This is a genomic window from Phycisphaerales bacterium (genome assembly GCA_016716475.1).
GTDB lineage: Bacteria > Planctomycetota > Phycisphaerae > UBA1845 > Fen-1342 > JADJWG01.
In genome coordinates, this window is record JADJWG010000004.1 from 329,904 (window position 1) to 344,696 (window position 14,793).

Annotated in this window: 13 protein-coding genes; 7 read left to right on the forward strand and 6 right to left on the reverse strand. The window is 66.0% G+C overall.

The genetic code is table 11. From position 1 onward, the window contains the following. Positions 1-134 precede the first annotated feature (134 nt). Positions 135-1,916: a hypothetical protein gene (locus IPM18_15435; protein MBK9120972.1), complete on the forward strand. Its 1,782-nt coding sequence runs from the start codon at positions 135-137 to the stop codon at positions 1,914-1,916. A 14-nt stretch (positions 1,917-1,930) separates the two neighbouring features. Here IPM18_15435 and IPM18_15440 read toward each other — a convergent pair whose 3' ends face one another. The 3 genes from IPM18_15440 to IPM18_15450 all read right to left on the reverse strand — a co-directional run bounded on the left by IPM18_15440 (position 1,931) and on the right by IPM18_15450 (position 5,005). Continuing rightward, a complete protein-coding gene (locus IPM18_15440; GenBank protein ID MBK9120973.1) occupies positions 1,931-2,506 on the reverse strand; it encodes a hypothetical protein in 576 nt (191 codons plus the stop codon). Between the two features lie 38 nt (positions 2,507-2,544). Continuing rightward, positions 2,545-3,291 (reverse strand): hypothetical protein, encoded by a 747-nt coding sequence (locus IPM18_15445; protein ID MBK9120974.1) that lies wholly within the window; start codon positions 3,289-3,291, stop codon positions 2,545-2,547. Positions 3,292-3,487: 196 nt separating this feature from the next. After that, positions 3,488-5,005: a M48 family metalloprotease gene (locus tag IPM18_15450; protein MBK9120975.1), complete on the reverse strand. Its 1,518-nt coding sequence runs from the start codon at positions 5,003-5,005 to the stop codon at positions 3,488-3,490. Between the two features lie 51 nt (positions 5,006-5,056). Between IPM18_15450 and IPM18_15455 the strand changes: the two genes are divergently transcribed. Together IPM18_15455 and IPM18_15460 are read left to right on the forward strand one after the other, a co-directional pair. Then, entirely contained in the window at positions 5,057-5,710 is a 654-nt protein-coding gene (locus IPM18_15455) for a phosphoribosylanthranilate isomerase (protein ID MBK9120976.1), read from the forward strand. A gap of 83 nt (positions 5,711-5,793) precedes the next feature. After that, positions 5,794-6,018, forward strand: a complete 225-nt coding sequence (locus tag IPM18_15460; GenBank protein ID MBK9120977.1) for a hypothetical protein — start codon at positions 5,794-5,796, stop codon at positions 6,016-6,018. Between the two features lie 66 nt (positions 6,019-6,084). Here the strand turns inward: IPM18_15460 and IPM18_15465 are convergent, their stop codons facing one another. Further along, a complete protein-coding gene (locus tag IPM18_15465; GenBank protein MBK9120978.1) occupies positions 6,085-8,016 on the reverse strand; it encodes a thioredoxin domain-containing protein in 1,932 nt (643 codons plus the stop codon). Between the two features lie 168 nt (positions 8,017-8,184). Here IPM18_15465 and IPM18_15470 point away from each other — a divergent pair, with 168 nt between their 5' ends. Then, a complete protein-coding gene (locus IPM18_15470) occupies positions 8,185-8,790 on the forward strand; it encodes a PAS domain-containing protein (GenBank protein MBK9120979.1) in 606 nt (201 codons plus the stop codon). Here IPM18_15470 and IPM18_15475 read toward each other — a convergent pair. Together IPM18_15475 and IPM18_15480 are read right to left on the reverse strand one after the other, a co-directional pair. After that, the gene (locus IPM18_15475; protein ID MBK9120980.1) at positions 8,750-10,885 is read right to left on the reverse strand and encodes a glycogen debranching enzyme family protein; all 2,136 of its coding nucleotides are present in this window, start codon (positions 10,883-10,885) and stop codon (positions 8,750-8,752) included. The genes IPM18_15470 and IPM18_15475 overlap by 41 nt on opposite strands. Positions 10,886-10,904: 19 nt before the next feature. Then, positions 10,905-12,578: a response regulator gene (locus tag IPM18_15480; GenBank protein MBK9120981.1), complete on the reverse strand. Its 1,674-nt coding sequence runs from the start codon at positions 12,576-12,578 to the stop codon at positions 10,905-10,907. Positions 12,579-12,698: 120 nt separating this feature from the next. Here IPM18_15480 and IPM18_15485 point away from each other — a divergent pair, with 120 nt between their 5' ends. From IPM18_15485 to atpB, 3 genes are read left to right on the forward strand one after another with little or no spacing between them, the layout of a single operon-like run. Continuing rightward, positions 12,699-13,241 (forward strand): AtpZ/AtpI family protein, encoded by a 543-nt coding sequence (locus IPM18_15485; protein ID MBK9120982.1) that lies wholly within the window; start codon positions 12,699-12,701, stop codon positions 13,239-13,241. Beyond that, positions 13,195-13,644: a hypothetical protein gene (locus IPM18_15490; GenBank protein ID MBK9120983.1), complete on the forward strand. Its 450-nt coding sequence runs from the start codon at positions 13,195-13,197 to the stop codon at positions 13,642-13,644. The genes IPM18_15485 and IPM18_15490 overlap by 47 nt, the downstream gene beginning before the upstream one ends. 2 nt (positions 13,645-13,646) lie before the next feature. Next, on the forward strand, positions 13,647-14,573 hold the full coding sequence (atpB, locus tag IPM18_15495; GenBank protein MBK9120984.1) for a F0F1 ATP synthase subunit A: 927 nt from the start codon (positions 13,647-13,649) through the stop codon (positions 14,571-14,573). Positions 14,574-14,793: the final 220 nt, after the last annotated feature.

A 14,793-nucleotide genomic window follows, 5' to 3' on the forward strand; every position in this document is an offset into this window, starting at 1 on the left:
GCCGCTGTCGGAAGTTGTCCCGCGTTCATCGACAGAGCGCGTGGTCGGCGATTTAATTCTGCGAGCGGGCGCCGCTCCGCGCCTTCGCGGTTGCGTGTGAACGAAGAGGGGGTGCGCGACCAGGAGTACAAGTGATGTGGATCGTGATGCTGATGGTGGTGTGGGGCGCTGCCGGTTGGGGTGAACCGGCACTGGACGAAGTTACGCCCCCGCAACCGACGGCCGCTCCGGCCGAGCCCACGACCACGCAACCCGCCTCGGTCAATCTGTTCGACGCCCGCCTGGGCCGCGCGTTGGCGTATGTGCCGTCGGACGCCCACATCGTGATTGTGGTCCCGGACATCGAAGCGCTGCTCAACGGCCTCACGACGTTCGGCACAGCCATCGGTGCGCCGCTGCTGGCGGAGGTGGATGCGGAGCGGCTGTTGGGGGCGGCGATTGGGGCTGCGGTCCAGGCGGTGGAGTTGCGGGGACCGCTCGTGTTTGCGTTGCCACGTGATTATGGTGACCCGGTCCTCATCACCACGATCGGCTGCCAGACCACGTGGGCGGGCTGCACCGAAGCAAAGCGGCTCGCGGACGGACTGACGATTTACGAGCTTGGCCCGCAAAGCTTCGTCGGCGCTACGGAGGGAGACGTTGTCATCTTCGCGCGCGACAGTGCGGACCTGCGTACGGCCACCGGCGGAAATCGGCGTTTCCTGCAGCAGTTCCGCGAAGCGGTCGGCAATGACCTGGAGCGCCGGCACCTGATCGCCTACATCGATGTGGCGGCCGTACACGCCGAGTGGAATGAGCGTCTCAACCTCATCCTGCAGACGCTTTATCTGGGCATGGCGACCAGCGGCACCGACGTTGAGATTGCGGGACTGGTCTGGAATTTCCTGATCGAGCAGGCCCGCACCACGTTGTCCGAAGCCCGGACGTGTGTTGTCGGGTTGCATCTGGACCGCGAGGGGGTCTTCATGGAGGCCCGCGCGCGGTTCACGCCGGACGGCTCGATCGCGAAATATCTGCGGCAGGTGCGGCCGTCACAGCGGGATCTCTTCCGCGGCCTGCCGGCCGGTCCGGCCAGTTTCGCAGTGTCGTACGAGTGGGCGGCCGGTCCGGATACGGTGTCGCTCAACGACGCGATGATGAAGGCGATGTTCGGTTCGGAGGTGGTCCGCCGGCAGATTGGCGCCGAAGCGGCCGACCGGCTGCAACAACGCTGCACCGAGCTGAATCGCATGGTGCCGGGTGTGAGCGCGGCGTTCAGTCTACGGCCGAAGACCGGCATGCTGTACTGGGGGCTGTACCTCACAGAGCGACCGAGTGACACGCTGCGTGAGTTCAAGGCGATCACAGAGCTGGCACCGGAGTTTCTTACGGCCTGGGGGACGTTTCCGGCGGCGATGCGGCCGCAACCAGCGTTTGAAATGGCCGGGGAGCAGGTGGAGTCGTTCGCGTTTGACATCGACGAAAGCGAACTGCAGTTTCAGCCGATGATGGGTTCGTTCTACGGGGAGGATCCCACCTTATATATCGCGAAGCACGCGGAAGGCCTGGCGTACGCATTCGGGCCGCAGGTGGCTGCCCGGGAGCAGCTTGCGCGGCTGTTGGCGCGAGATCTGCCGTCGATGGCGGAAGATCCGCGGGTCCAGGCGCTGCGACAGCGCCTGACGCCGGGCGCACAGTCCCTCCTGGTGGCTGATCTCGGGTTGCTGGCGCGCGAGGTGCTGGGCATGCTAAGTATGCTCGGGTTGCCGGCACCGACGCTGGAGTTGAGCGCGGATGAACAGCCGCTCGCTGGCTATGGCTTCTACATGGAGCAGGATGTCGTGCGACTCGAGGCCTTCGTGCCTTCGACTCCGTTGAAAGCCATCAGCGAAGCAGCGGCCAAGGTGACCGGTACGGCGGCTGATCCGCCGTTCTAGTTTGACTGCGCGGATCAGTCCCGTGTGTTGTCGAGGATGACCTCGAAGTCGATGCGGAAGCCGCCGGGGGCATCCGGATCAACCTCGAACGTGAAGACGAGCTGGTCGCCGCAACTGTAATCCACGCCGAGCAACTTGCCGATGCCTTCGGCCGTGCCTTCGGTAGGCAGGGGGGCTGCATCACTACCTCCGGGGGCGCGGGAAAAGCGTACGACGGTATCGAAGAACTCCGGCCGAAAGGAGTCTTCGAGGTCACGCTCCAGGGCGATGACACGGCGCACGAGCAGATCGGAGCCGATCGCGGTGTTACGCCGGCAGGGCAGCGTCAGGGGGGCCAATGTCGTGTTGCCGTCCAGGTTGCGCTGCTCAAGGTTGATGGGCCCGGGGGAGCGGTCCCACTCATCCCAGGTACCGCAGGTAAACACGGCCCGGTAAGGCGTGTTGTTGATGAAAAGCAGCGTGATGTTGCCGGTTCGCTCCTTGGTCTGGTTCGCCCAGATCGTGGAGGGGAAACAGCCGGCCGCGCTCGTGAGCACGATGGCTCCCAGGCCCGCGAGTCCCACGCGCAGAAGTTGCCGGTTTGCCGTCATCGCCGCTACGCCTCCAGCAGGGTGCCGTGTTGCATGCATTATGGAATCGTAATGACCGCGAGTCCGAGGACGAACTGGTCCTCCGCGTCGTCCTCGGCGATTACCGCGAAGAGGTTGTATGTCCCGGACGGCACGACAGTGCCGGCCAGATTACGGCCGTTCCAGCCGAAGCTGCCGGCCGCAGGGGGGAAAGTCAGCGTCACGTTGCGAATGAAGATTTCGTTGCCACTGTCGTGATTCGTGTCGGGATCGAGACCGATGCGGACCTGGGCGTCGATGTCGCCGCCGAACCAGGCAATCGTGAGCGGCGGGTCGAGATCGGGCTGGAAGGTGATTTCGCCGCCCGGGGCGGTGAAGTCGAAGGTTGCGGGACCATCGATCGTAATCAGGCCCGTGCTCGTGAATTCATGCACTTCGGCGCCGGCCGTAATACGGGCCAGGATGCGGTAGGGGCCGCGGTCGGCCGTCGTATCCCAACTGATGTTGCCGCTACCGCCCTGGGTCGTGAAATCGAAGGGTCCGGAGAGTGTTCGACGCGAGAGATCGGTGCGGGATTCGAGCAGGATCGTGATGCGGGCCGGGCTGGTGGTCAGGTTGGCGGCGGCCCACTCGATCCGAACGGGACGGCCTGCGGAGATGGTCTGATCCACATCCTGCGAGGTCAGGGCGATGGCGAGTTGTCGTCCGTGATTGGGCTCGCGGTCGGTCTCGTCGACCAGTGGCAGGCAACTCAGACCGAGCAGAGCCCATCCGATGCCCACCAGCAACAGCACACCCATGCGCATGATCTGCCTGCCTTTCAACGCCGGCGGTCCGGGGCGGCCCACGTGCCGTGCACCCGAGCAGTCCATCGGCGGTCGCGGCCCCCTCGCTGGAGGGTTCCGGGCTGCCCGGTGGACTGTGAGGGTGCGCCTGACCGGCGCGCCCTCGGGCGAATTGTTCGGCAAGCCCGTGCGGGGGTCAAGCCGTGGAAAGCCGTGCTCAACCCAGCCACTGCGGTGCGAAGCGCTCCGCCAGGGAGCGCCAGATGTCGAGTTCGTGGGCGGCCCAGACCCCCCCCACGAGGGCGGCCGCGAGGATGCCCGCCTTGATCACCAGGATGAGGCGCTCAAAGCTCTGGGTGGCAAGCGGATCCTGCGCCAGGTGCACGAGAAAGCGTGCCCGCGAGGCGATGGAACCGTGGCGAAAGCTCGGAGATTCGGGCGGAATGCTATTCAATACCGCCACTTCGTGCAGCGCATCACTGAAGATATGCGCGGCCGTGGCGCACAAGGGGTCGCCCGGTGGGCACTGGCCCGGGAGCGCCGACGTGTGCAGATGGCACGGCTGCCCACAGGGCAGGCCACCGACGGCGAGCGTACGGGCACCGTAGATGTCGGCATGGCGTTCGAACCGCCGCGAAATCCAGCCGAAAAACACCCATTTCAGCAGTAGCAGCGCGCCCGCAATGGTCACCAGGATCTGGTAGCGCTGAAACACCGCGGGGTCCGAACTGACCGACATGCCCTGCGTCTGTGCCGCGAAGATGGTCACCGCGCAGCCGCTGATGAAAGCGAACAGCAGGAAGTAGAGGATGTGACTGCGCTTCACGTGACCGGCTTCGTGCCCGAAGACCGCCTCGATCTTCGTGTCGTCCATCTGTTCGAGCATGCCGTCGGTGATCAGCACATAGCGCAGGGGGGGCACCACGCCCATCACGGCGGCGTTGACGAGCATGCCGCCACTGCGCCAGACGAGAATCTCCCGGTACCGCAGACGCAGCTTGGTGGCGAGGCGTTCGAGCCGGTCGCGGAGCGGTCCGTCCGGCAGGCGTTGCGTAACCCAGACGTGCCGCAGAATCTCCGGCGCCACCACGGCGACGAGGATCGCGGCGACACCGATGAGCAGGTCGGGGGCGTAGGCCAGTCCGGTCCACGCGCGGATCGGCCGGGCGTAGAGCACGATGGCGTCGTGCGCCGCGAGGATCAGCAGCATGGGCAGCAGCACGAAAAGGACGCTGTGCCGCAGGTTGAAGACCACGTACTCACGCAGGGGCCAGACGGGCCGCAGCGGCCGGCCGCGTAGCAGGTACAGTTCGACCGCGATGTGCCGCACGGCGCGGTCGGCGGGATAACTCACGATCCAGACCAGCAGGACGGAGAGCAGGAAGGGCACGAGCGACAGTAGGCCGGGCAGGAGGATCCAGCCGCCGACCTTGGGCACTTGGCGGCAGAGCACGGCCCAGTCGGTGCAGAGGAATACGGCCGCATGGGCCAGTGCAAGGGCGGTCTGGGCGGCGATCAGCCCCCAGCCGAAGTGGGCCTGCCCGAGACTGGGTCGGGCCGGATAGCGCTCCATGAGCTGCAGCGCGCGGCGAGCGCCGAACCAAGCCACGACTGCGGGCAGGAGCGTGGCGACCGCAACGGCGGTGGTGGTATGCAGCGCCCCGTCCAGCAGCGGATAGAGCGGACGCTGGACGGTCAGCACCAGCGCAAGAATCAGGATGACGACCAGAAACATGCTACGATGATACGGCAAAGCACCGGGGGTGGCCTTAGGAAGGGTCCGCGCGTGGAGGTCAAAATCTGTGGCCTGACAACGGCCGAGGATGTGCGGTTCGCTGTGGAGTGCGGGGCGGATTGCATCGGACTCATTCTGGCCGCCAGCCCGCGGCGGGTGACGGTTGCCGCGGCGCGGGAATTGGTGGGAGTGGCCGGAGCGGAGCGGGCAGTTCTGCTGTTTCGCAATGCGCCGGTGGATGAGGTGGTGGTGGCGTTGGCGGAGACGCGGGCGCGGTGGGTGCAATTCCACGGATCGGAGCCGGTTAGCGTGCTCGCTGCGGTGGCCGCGGCGCAGCCCGGTGTACGTCTCATCCGGGCGTGGGAAGTGTCAGCCAACGAGGGAGTGGCGGAAACCGATGCGGGCCTGCGCGCGTACTTGGACGAGGCCCGTAGCGCGAACGTAGCGATCGAAGTAGTCATAGTGGACGTGCAGAAAGGGGGCGTGCATCCGGGTTACCCGTTGCTGGCCGAGGTGGCGCGTCGTGTGGCGGTGCGTCCGCCGCGGGTATGGTGCGCCGGCGGCTTGACCCCCGAGAACGTCTCGGCGGTCGCGAAGCTGGGAGGATTTGATGGGGTTGATGTCGCAAGTGGGGTGGAGGCAGCGCCGGGTCGGAAAGATGCGGCGCGGGTCGCAGCATTCGTGCGCGCGGCACGAGGCAGGTAGCCCGGCAGGCGCGGCGGGGGGTCAAGACAGCGGGGAGGGCTGCCGATGGTCCGCTGGGGGACGGTGCGCTCGGAAGGGGCCGTATGCCGTTCGATGTCTACGACACCCAGGAGGAAGCAGCGGGTCCGGCACGGGGCGGCGCGCGTCCGTTTATCGGGGTGCACTTCGAATGTTGCGGGGTGTACGCGCGCATCTACCGGCGACCCGAGGAGCGCTCCTATGAGGGGCGTTGTCCGCGGTGCCTGGCCCAGGTGCGCGTGCGGGTCGGGCGGGACGGGGTCGCGACGCGCATGTTTCGCGCGTCGTAGTTCCGGGGTACGAACGTGCATTGCGAACCAGCGTGCCTGCGGCCGTGCCGGGTGCCGCGACACGCCTCACTCCTCAGCGACCGCTGCGGCGAGGATGTCCTGCAGGTAGATGATCTCCTGGTGCTGCCAGGTCGTCACACGGCGTCCGTTGATGAAGATCCACGGTACGCCGGTCACGTTGTGCTGCTTGGCGTTAGCGACATGCGCGGCGAGCTCGGACTCGGTTTCCGTGCTGTTCATGGCCGCGAAGAACGCGTCGGCATCCAGACCGAACTGCGGCGCAGCGGCCCGGAGCGTAGCTTCGGAGACGGCCTCGCGATTCGCGCTCAGCCAGGCGTGGACGCGCCAGTAGGTCTCCGGACCTCCCAGGCGCAAGGCCGCGAGCGCCGCGCGCCCCGCGCGGCAGGCCTCGGGGTGGCGCCGGTCGCCGGCGGGCAGGTGGGGATTACAGTCGACGTTGAAGGGGTACAGGCGGAACTCGTAGCGCACGTCATCACGGGCATCGGTGAAGGCGCGGAGCACCTGGTCGGCCACCACGGTCCAGCGTTCCTGGAAGTCGCCGAAGACGATGATGTGGAAACGTGGGGCCGTGGCGCCGTAGGCCGGCGCCTGTGGCAGGGGGATCATCACGCGGGGGCGGGTTTCGAGCCAGTCGGAGACGAACTTGTCGCGCGCTGCGAGCGGCTGATCGTCGAATGGGGAGCCCGGTGGTGGCTCGGTGGCGGCGAGGGCTTCCACGGCGCGGATCAGCGAATTCGGCGCGTTCCAACCCTTCAACTCGACGCCGTTGATGAACACCATCGGCGTCTGGTGGAGGCCGAGACCGATGGCCTCGACGGTGTCGGCCCGCACACGCTCGAGGGTAAGGTTGCTCTGCATGACGCGATTGAACTCGGCGATGTCGTAACCGAACTGTTGGAGTTGGGTGTTGAGCTCACGGTCGGTAAAGCCGCCCTGGCGCGCGAACAGCCATTCGTGCATCTGCCAGAAGCCCTCCACGCCGCGCAGCAGGCCGGCGGTTTCGGCGGCCCGGGCCGCCCAGCAGCCGTTGGTCTGCGGACTGGTCGTTACGAATTCGTTGCAAGCACGGTTGAGCGGAAAGTGCTTGATCGAGAGCGAGATGTCACTCCGCGTGCGTTTGAGTTGCAGTACTTGATTCTCCAGCCACGCACAGCCGTTGCACTGGTAGCCGGTGAAAAGCACGATGCGAATGGGGGCGTTCTCCGGTCCCCAACGAAATCGGCCAGTGAAGGCGGTGCGCGCTGTGGGGGCAGTGGTCGGCTGGGTGGACGGTGCCGCAGGGTCCGCCTGCGTGGGCTGGCGGGTGCGGTCCACCATGGCGGCCACGGATTCCGCGTGGCTGGCCTCGGCGGTGCGCTCAGCGGCAGCGCGGACCTGGGCCTGCGCGATGCCTAACGCGAGAGAGACGAGCACACCGAGCAGGGCGAAAGTTCCGAGGGGAACGGCGGCGCGGCGCAGTGCTGGGGGACGGCGGGGCCAATAGACCATGCCCTCGACGAGGGCGACGAACAAGAGGTTTGGAACATGTGCAGAAAGACACCAGGCGCACAGTTCCGCGCTCCACAGCATGAGGCCGATGAAGAACAGGGATACGAACCCTCCGCAACGGAAGACCCAGCGCACCAGTGCCGCCGGAAACCCACCGGAGGTCAGCCACGCGCCGGCTGCGGCGCAAAAGTAGGCCAGACCGAGAAACGACACCGGCCAGGCGAGGGCGGAGCCGAACCGCACACTGCCCCAAAAGCCGCCGGTGACCTTTGCGCATGGGCTGTCCGGCCCGCAGCCGGGCAGCTCGTAACCATGGAGCTGCTGGCGTACGAGGTAGTAACTTGGCACGATGGCTGCGATGAGCAGTACCAAACCCGCCAGCAGGAGCAGGCGGTGGGTGAGTTGCGTGACCGGGTGTGGAGTGGTGCCGGGTGCGCCGGCGGTGGGGGCGGTCGAATTCCGCGTCGGGCGGTTGCGCTTCCGGGGCATGCGTCGTCCTGCGGGTGATTGCCTGGGTTTCCGAGAGCCGCACCAAGGAGTCTAACTGGGTCGTCGTACGCACTCTACCCGGTTGGCGGTCTGATCCAGAGTACTTGATGCAGATTCGGACCGATTTGTTTGCAAATCCGACTATCCGGTGCTAAACTAGAACCTAGTATGAACGCGCGCACTTCGGACACGCCGCTTCAATATCAGCACTTTCAGACGGTTCTCGACTGCCTATCCGAGGCCGTTCTGACGGTTGATCGTGACTTTCTCATTACGGGCTTCAACCGCGCGGCGGAGCAGTTGACCGGTTTTCGCAGGGAAGAAGCCGTGGGCCGTCCCTGTTTTGAGATCGTTCACAACCGCCTGTGCGTCAACGCCACGGATTGCCCACTGGCCGAAGCCCTGGCAAACGGCGGAGGTAACGGCCGCCGCGAGCTGACGGTGGTAGATGGCGACACGGCCCGCAAGCTGCGCGTAACCTTCGAAACCCTGAGGTCGTCCGACGGTCGCATCGTCGGTGGGGTTGAGGCCATTACCGTCGGTGGTTCCACTTGGGGAAATGAGTTGCCTGCCGCGCCTTCGCTGCCGACGGGCGCGTTGCCGATTCTGGAGGCAACTGAGAAGCGCGCGATCGAAGTCGTGCTGCAGCGGCATCGCTGGAATCGATCGAGTGCTTGTCAGGAGTTGGGCCTCAGTCGCACCACCCTTTGGCGGAAGATGCGCAAGCTCGGCATCAGCCCGCGACCGCCCCGCGCTCCGGCACCCACTGCGTAGTATCCCACGCCCAGAGTGCCATGGCCACGGTCCACGCCTGCGCTGTGCAGCCGTTGGGCCGGAAGGGCTCATTCCCATCGTAGATCTCGCTGAGCGACCCGACGCCCGCGGTCCACACCTGGGACAGCAGGGGGGCGAGCAACTCCTGGCAACGATGCGCGTCCCGGTGCACGCGATAATGCGCGAGGACGAAGAGCCCGAGCAGCCAACCCCAAGCCGTGCCCTGATGATATGCTTCGTCGCGCTCGGCCGGACCACCGTCATAGCGCCCACGATAACCGGCCTCCCGATGCCCGAGAGTCCGCAGGCCGAACCAGGTCAACAGGTATTCTTCGCACGCGGCCACCACTTCACGCTGGTGATGAGCGCTGAGCGGGGAGTGCGTGAGCGCCACCGCGAGGATCTGGTTGGGTCGCAGGGCACCGTCCGGGCCGTGGGGGCCGTCCAGGACGTCGTAGCAGCAGGCCCGGCCATGGTGCCAGAAGCGGGCGAAAGAGCCACGGGTGCGGAGTGCGAGGCGGGCATACTCGTCGCTGGGAAGGTCGAGCAGATCGGCGAGCCGTGCCATGTTGCAGAGGGCGTCATACCAGAGAGCGCTGAGTTCGACCGGTTTTCCCGTGCGAGGGGTGATGACCCGACCGCCCACTTTCGCATCCATCCAGGTCAGGTTGACGTCCGATTCGCCGGCGTAGACGAGGCCGTCGTCGCCGACGTGGATATGGTGCCGTGTCCCCCGGCGGTGCCACGCCACGATGTCTGCCATGACCGGGAACAACTCGGCGAGGGTTCGCACGTCTCCGGTGGCGCGGACGTAGCGATCAATTGCCCACAGGTACCAGAGCGTGGCGTCGGCGGAGTGGTATTCCGGGGCGGTAGCATCATCGGCGAAGCGGTTGGGCACCATCCCCTGGTCGACGTAACGTGCCCAGGTCCGTAGGACCTCGCGTGCAAGCTCCGGCCGGCCGGTGGCGAGCGTCAGGCCAGGCAACGCAACCATCGTGTCCCGGCCCCAGTCGGTAAACCACGGGTAGCCGGCAATGACGGTATGGCCGTCGACTGCGCCGGTGTCGGCGCTGGTCGCCGGTCGTCGGACGAGAAACTGATCCGCCGCGAGTATAAGCTGCTGCACAGCCGGCGGGTCGGTGTGACCTACGGGGAGCACGGTGCGGCGGCGGTCGAGCAGTTGGCGGGCGGAGGTGGTGGCGCGCTCGAGCGCACCGACGGATGTGATGTCGCGTCCATCGGTGGCGGCGAGGGTGAATGTGAGAGTGTCGCCCGGGCGCAGCTCTGCGCGTGCGGTGGCCACACACAGATGGTCCTCACGGTGGTCGAACCCGCGAGCCGTTTCTTCCGGGAGTTCGAAGTTCCAACACCAATCGTAGCCAAGGGTCCAGTGGGGGTTCGGTTCACCTGCGCCGCCGGCGCGCAGGAAGTACGGGGCGCGCCCGGCGGGCGGCCGCACTTCGATTTCGGCGCCGGCCGCGCGTACCTGGAAGATGGCCTGATCACCACGGCGCAGGAAGTGGTAGTGGCGATCATTCACGAGGACACGGGTAGTCAACTCGGCCGGGGGGCTGTCGGGACTCAACTCGTACCGCACGAAAGTGACGTTGTAGCCGCGCTCCATCCAGACGCGACGTACAACCTGGGCGGGGCCACAGGCATATGTCCAACTCGGCAGGCCCCAGGCCAGATCGAAGCGCTGAAGCCATAGACAGCCGTTGGGCGTTTCAACCCCGCCGGGCCAGATGTTCGTGTAGAGCGGGTACGAAAGGCCACCGCTGGTGATCGTTGTATCGAGCTTGGCAACGAGCAGGCGCCTGCTCGCGGGGGGTTCGATCGCGGCAATGAGAAGGCCGTGATAACGGCGCGTCAGGGCGTCGCCGATCGTGCCGGCGGCAAACCCGCCGATACCATTCGTGATGAGCCATTCGCGTGCGAGTGCCCGGCGTGGATCCTGGCAAAGGGCCACGGGCAGGTGCAAGTGGGGGCCGTCGAGGGTACCCGGGTCGCCACGGACCGCGGTGCCAGGCGGGCGTGGCGCATGAGGGCGGGGCGGCTCATCGGGGTGGGCGTGCCTGCGGTTGGACGTCATGCCGGTGACCTGCGGAGACTCAGGCGGTGGGCGCCGTGAGCGCCTTCGTCACGAGCTCCATGAGTTGATCGACCTTGAACGGTTTGAACAGAACGCCCGCCAGCCCCTCCCGGCTGGCCTTGACGATGGAGTGCTCCGGGTCGTAGCCGAAGCCGGTGATCAGGATGACTGGGCAGTGCGGGTTCTGCGCCTTCGCGGCGGCGAAGACTTCGTACCCGTTCCGCAGGGGCATCTTGATGTCGGAGAGCACGAGATCAAAGCGCTGCTGGGCAATCATGGCAACGGCTTCCTGCCCGTCCCGGGCCATGACGGGTAGTGCGCCGGCCTTGGACATTACGTCGGCGATCGCTTCGCGGATGATGTCTTCGTCATCTGCCACGAGGACGCGCTTGCTGCGAAATGCCGGATCGATTTCCGCGGTCGGTGGCATGAGGCCGCGGATGCCCTGCACCTCGGTGACCTGCTGGAGCACTTCGCGCGCGCGGTCCACCTGCTCGATGATGCGGCGCAGGCGGGCAGCGGCCTCCGCGTTCTGCTCCGCGACACGCTGGAGCACGGAGGTCGCCTCGGAGACTATTTCATTCAGCGGTTCGGCCAGTTCGGCGCGCACCTCCGCGGCGAGTTGACCGGTGGTCTCGCTGCGTTCGACCACCAGCAGCTTGAGGGTCTGGAGTGCAACCGCAAGATAATGGCTGAAAATCTCGGCAAAGAGGCGATCTTCGTCGGTGAAAGCGGCGAGCTTGTCCGATTCGACATTCAACACGCCGACGATCTGGTCTTTGAGCCGGAGCGGTACGGTCAGCGACGAACGGGCTTTCTGGAAGCCGGAGAGGTACAGGGGATCCTGCGAGATGTCCGGGCAGAGGTAGGATTGCCCGGTCGAGGCGACCCACCCGCTGATCCCATTGCCCTCGGGCTCCGCATAGATCGTGTACACCTTTTCGGGTTCGCCAAAACCGCCGCTCAGCACCGCGTCCATCCGCTTGGTGCCCGGATCCAGCACGAACACGGCGAAATGGGTGAATTGGAGCAGGTCGCGGCAGTAGCGGATCACCATGTCTTCGAGCCGGGCGAGCCGCTCGCTGACCTCCATGCGTGCGGTCACGTCTGAATCCAGCGTGACCAACTCGCGGCCGGCGGATTCGATGGCGTCGAGTTTCTGCCGCATGCGCGACATGGCGGTTGTATCGAACACAAGGGCGACCACACGGTCGATCTCGGGACCGGGCGCGGGCAGGGCGGTTGCGCTGATGTCGAAGTAGTAGGCCGTATCCAACTCGAGCGCGCGGCGCCGGGTTCGCAGACTGTCGTCGCGCTCGAACTGCTGGAGAATCTCGAAACAAGCTGCCCGAAGGCGGTCGGCGACGTCGGGGGGGTACTGGCGGAAGGCGGCGTTGGACCAGACAAGCTGTGCGGTGCGATCCACGCTGCACACGGCGTGAGAGATGCCGTCAAGGATCAGGCGGGCCTGGTCGCGTCCGGCGTTCGAGGTCAGCGGGAGCAATTCCTCGCTGGCGACAAGGGCGACATCGAAGTGTTCCGCTTCCAGAGCCGCGCGGGCGTCGGAGATCGACTCCACCTGGTGTACGGAGCCGTACTGCTCAAACAGCGCCCGCCAAGCGCACACTGCGCCCTCCGGATCGGCGAACAGCAGCACACGTTGTTGTTCCTTCGCCTTCGGCTCAATCGGCATGCGGTGTCCGTCTGGCTCCTGGGCAACCGGGCTAGGCTGCGCTCCGGTATAACCCAATACGCGGGGAAAGCCAAGTGAATTCGGATCGGCTCGCACAGCTTCGTGAGCGGTTGTGAGGGCATGCCGGCAGCAGCGACCGCACCCGGGACGGGCCGTAGCGGGACCAGGGCGGTGTGCTCGGAGAGTTGTGTCTTCGCTCGCCGGAGTAATCTGTTCAGATGTCGTGCTCTTGACGATCCGCTCCGCCCGCCGCTACATTCCGCGCCCCGTTCGTTCCTGTATGGAGCGGGGTGGTACAGTGGTCGCCTTCTACCGGTGGTGGACGGTTCCGGACCCCGTACCCCCCGGCGTGAGTGCAGTGTGACCTCGCCCGATTCCGGCGATTCCCGGCCGCCCGGTCAGGGTGGCGGCGGTACCTTCCGGTATGCCTCGCTGGGGATCGAGTTGGCGGCGGCGATCATCGGGCTGACGCTTGCGGGTGTCTGGCTGGACGCGCGGTTCGGGACTCAGCCGGCATGGACGATCGTCGGTGCGTTTGCGGGCATTGTCGGCGGCATGTACAACCTGATTCGCCAGGCGCTGGCCGCCTTCCGGGCGGAGGAGCGTCGGGCCAAAGGTGAGCAAACTGGCCAGGGCCATGGCGATGACCAAGACCGCGGATGACCGCAGCGGGCGGCTGCTACTGCGGCTGGCGGCTGTTTCGACCGGCGCTGCGGTCGGGTTGGTGCTGGTGGGTTACTGGCCCACGGTGGCACTGGCGGGGGCGGCCGCGGTAGCGCCCATGCTGGTCGGTATTGGTATCGGGTTAGCGGGCGCATGGGTGGGCCTGATTCCTCCGGTTCTCTGGCTGCGGAACCCGCCGGAGGATCAACCGGTGGGCATCTTGATGGGACTGGCGGCCCGGTTCGGCGTGACGGCGGGCCTGGCTGTGGCGGTCTGGCTCACCGGTGCACTGCCCGAGCGGCCCTTGCTGCTCTGGGCCGGATTGGCGCACCTGGTACTGCTACTTGTGGATGTCGTGGGCTTGACGCGTCTGCTGCGGCGGGCGGGCGAGGCGGGAGCGTAAGAATGCGGATGAGCATGTTGGCGGCCGCGGACCCGCTCGAGCATGTGGTGCAGCACAACATCCTGGCGCCGGGGGGTGTCGTGCTGCTGAGTAATCAGATCATCATGCAGGTCGTGGCCGCGCTGCTGTTGCTGTACTTTCTGCCGCGTTTCGTGCTGAAGAGGGCGGGGCAGGACGAAGTGGGGCGGCTGGTGCCGACAGGGTGGGGCAATGTGATTGAGGTGATTTGCGTCGGGCTCCGGGATCATGTGGCTCGTCCGGCGCTGGGGCCGCATACCGATCGCTTCGTGCCCTATATCTGGTCCGTTTTCTTCTTCGTGCTCACCTGCAACATGCTGGGCATGATCCCACTGATGGATTGGACCAAGCCGGTGCAGTTGCTGGTCGCGCCGAATTTCAAGGGTTATGTCCTGGGCGGGACGGCGACGGGCAATATCTGGGTGACCGCGACGCTGGCCTGCTGCACGTTGTTCATGATCGTGTACAACGGTTTGCGGCTGCACGGGATGGGCTACATCAAGCATTTTTTCATGGGTCCACCGGGTTTGAACCTGCTGATTGCCTTTCTGGAGGTGGTCGGACTGGCGGCGAAGATCTTCGCGCTCAGCGTGCGTCTCTTCGTGAACATGCTCGCTGGGCACGTGATGCTGGCGGTGATCGTGGGCTTCGTGGCCGGCGCAGTGGCCGTGCTGGGCGTGGTGCCCGCGATCGGCATCGCCATCCCGGTGATTCTGGGCGGCACAGCCCTGTTCTTCCTGGAGTTGTTCGTTTCGTTCCTGCAGGCCTTCATCTTCACGTTTCTGAGCGCGATGTTCATCGGGCAGGCGGTCAACATCGAGCATGAGCACGAACATGAACATGAGCACGGTGCTGCGCATGAAACAGCGCATGATCACGCCGTGCCTGCGCCGGCGGGAGCCGGCCATTGAACGGCAGCGCCACAGCGCCGCCGCAGTCCGCGTTCAATCGCCATGCCCGGTAAGCGAGGTAACGGGCCATGAGGCTGGAATACGCGATGGCGAGAACTAACCCGACGTCGGCCGACCTCGCCGGCGGACCAGTAGTGCAGAAAGGCAGGTAGTCATGGCGAAAGTGCAGGCAATGCTGGCGCTCGCCCTCATCGTGGTCGGCTTCGGCCTGATCGGTGCG

Coding starts and splice junctions, on each gene's coding strand:
- IPM18_15435 (MBK9120972.1), top strand. CDS start 135: ATGTGGATCGTGATGCTGATGGTGGTGTGGGGCGCTGCCGGTTGGGGT.
- IPM18_15470 (MBK9120979.1), top strand. CDS start 8,185: ATGAACGCGCGCACTTCGGACACGCCGCTTCAATATCAGCACTTTCAG.
- IPM18_15475 (MBK9120980.1), bottom strand. CDS start 10,885: ATGACGTCCAACCGCAGGCACGCCCACCCCGATGAGCCGCCCCGCCCT.
- IPM18_15485 (MBK9120982.1), top strand. CDS start 12,699: ATGCCGGCAGCAGCGACCGCACCCGGGACGGGCCGTAGCGGGACCAGG.
- IPM18_15450 (MBK9120975.1), bottom strand. CDS start 5,005: ATGTTTCTGGTCGTCATCCTGATTCTTGCGCTGGTGCTGACCGTCCAG.
- IPM18_15460 (MBK9120977.1), top strand. CDS start 5,794: ATGCCGTTCGATGTCTACGACACCCAGGAGGAAGCAGCGGGTCCGGCA.
- IPM18_15465 (MBK9120978.1), bottom strand. CDS start 8,016: ATGCCCCGGAAGCGCAACCGCCCGACGCGGAATTCGACCGCCCCCACC.
- atpB (MBK9120984.1), top strand. CDS start 13,647: ATGCGGATGAGCATGTTGGCGGCCGCGGACCCGCTCGAGCATGTGGTG.
- IPM18_15480 (MBK9120981.1), bottom strand. CDS start 12,578: ATGCCGATTGAGCCGAAGGCGAAGGAACAACAACGTGTGCTGCTGTTC.
- IPM18_15445 (MBK9120974.1), bottom strand. CDS start 3,291: ATGCGCATGGGTGTGCTGTTGCTGGTGGGCATCGGATGGGCTCTGCTC.
- IPM18_15440 (MBK9120973.1), bottom strand. CDS start 2,506: ATGACGGCAAACCGGCAACTTCTGCGCGTGGGACTCGCGGGCCTGGGA.